Source organism: Pseudonocardia zijingensis (genome assembly GCF_042657305.1).
In the GTDB taxonomy this organism is placed as follows: domain Bacteria; phylum Actinomycetota; class Actinomycetes; order Mycobacteriales; family Pseudonocardiaceae; genus Pseudonocardia; species Pseudonocardia zijingensis.
Map to the genome: position 1 here is coordinate 1 of NZ_JBHSKO010000068.1, position 1,732 is coordinate 1,732.

A 1,732-nucleotide genomic window follows, 5' to 3' on the forward strand; every position below is an offset into this window, starting at 1 on the left:
GACGATCTCGTCCTTCAGCTGCGGGGCCACCGTGAACAGGTCCCCGACCACGCCGTAGTCGGCGATCTCGAAGATCGGCGCCTCCGGGTCCTTGTTCACCGCGATGATCGTCTTCGAGGTCTGCATCCCGGCCCGGTGCTGGATCGCACCCGAGATCCCCAACGCGATGTACAACTGCGGCGAGACCGTCTTGCCGGTCTGCCCCACCTGGAACTGGTGCGGGTAATACCCCGAGTCCACCGCCGCCCGCGACGCACCCACCGCCGCGCCCAGCGCGTCGGCCAGCTCCTCCACCACCGCGAAGTCCTCCGCCGACCCCACACCGCGGCCACCGGAGACCACCACCGACGCCTCGGTCAGCTCCGGCCGGTCCCCACCGGTGATCGGCTCCCGGCTCACCACCGTGGCCGAGCGGCCACTGCTGGCCGGCACCGACACCGTCTCCTCCACACCCGCACCGGGCGCCGGCTCGGCGTCCACCGACCCGGGCCGCAACGTGATCACCGGATGCCCACCGGTGGCCTTCGCCTCCGCCGTGTACGCGCCACCGAACACCGAATGCGTCACCCCCTCGGCCGAGATGGCGACCACGTCGCCCAGCAGCGCGGAGTTCGTGCGCACCGCCACCCGACCGGCGATCTCCTTGCCGTCCGCCGACACCCCGACCAGCACCGCCGCCGGATCCTTCGACTCCACCAGCGCCGAGAGCACCCCGACCTCCGGGGCCAGGAACTCGTTCGACTCGCTCTCCGCGACGTAGATCTTGCCCGCCCCGTACTCCTTGAGCCCGTCGGCCAGCTTGCCCGCCGTGCCCGCCGGGCCGACCACCACCGCGGACGGCTCCCCCAACACCCGGGCCGCGGTCAACAGCTCGAACGTGCTCTTCTTGATCTCACCCTCGAGGTGGTCGACCAGGACCAGAACCTCAGCCATGACTGTGTCTCCCTCTCTCAGATGAGCTTCTGGCCGACCAGGAACGCGGCGATCTTCTGCCCACCATCGCCCTCGTCGGTGACCTTCTCACCCGCGCTCTTGGGCGGCTTGGGCTGCGAGGACGTCACCACGCTCAACGCGTTGGCCAGCCCCACCTCGGACGGGTCGATCCCCGCATCCGCCAACCCCAGCGTCGTGACCGGCTTCTTCTTCGCCGCCATGATCCCCTTGAACGACGGGTACCGCGGCTCGTTGATCTTCTCGCCCACGCTCACCACCGCCGGCAACTCCGCGGACAGCGTGGTGACCCCGTCATCGGTCTCCCGCTTCACCGTCACCGACGAACCCTCCACGGTGATCTCCCGGGCGTGCGAGAGCACCGGCAGCCCCAGCACGTCGGCCACCATCGCCGGCACCGCCGCCGCCCGCCCGTCCGAGGCCTCGTTGCCGGCCACCACCAGATCCACCCCACCCACGGTGCCGATCGCCTTCGCCAGCGCCCGCGCCGTCTGCACCGCGCACGACCCGGCCAGGGCCTCGTCCGACAGGTGCACCGCCTTGTCCGCACCCATCGACAACGCCTTGCGGATCGCGTCCGTCGCCCGATCCGGACCCATGGTCAACACCGTGACCTCGGAACCGTCGTGGGCCTCCTTCAGCTGCAACGCCGCCTCGACCGCACGCTCGTTGATCTCGTCCAGCACCGCGTCGGTGGCGTCCCGGTCCAACGTGCCATCAGAACGCAGTTTCCGTTCCGAGTACGTGTCGGGCACCTGCTTGACCAGCACGACGATGTTCA

2 protein-coding genes are annotated in these 1,732 nt (G+C 69.9%); both read right to left on the reverse strand.

Annotated elements, in window-relative coordinates; all coding sequences use genetic code 11:
* On the reverse strand, positions 1-933 hold a 933-nt coding region (locus ACFPL3_RS41950; protein WP_379591023.1), incomplete at its 3' end, for an electron transfer flavoprotein subunit alpha/FixB family protein.
* A gap of 17 nt (positions 934-950) precedes the next feature.
* Positions 951-1,732, reverse strand: a 782-nt coding sequence (locus ACFPL3_RS41955; protein ID WP_379591025.1) for an electron transfer flavoprotein subunit beta/FixA family protein, incomplete at its 5' end; no start/stop codon positions are given.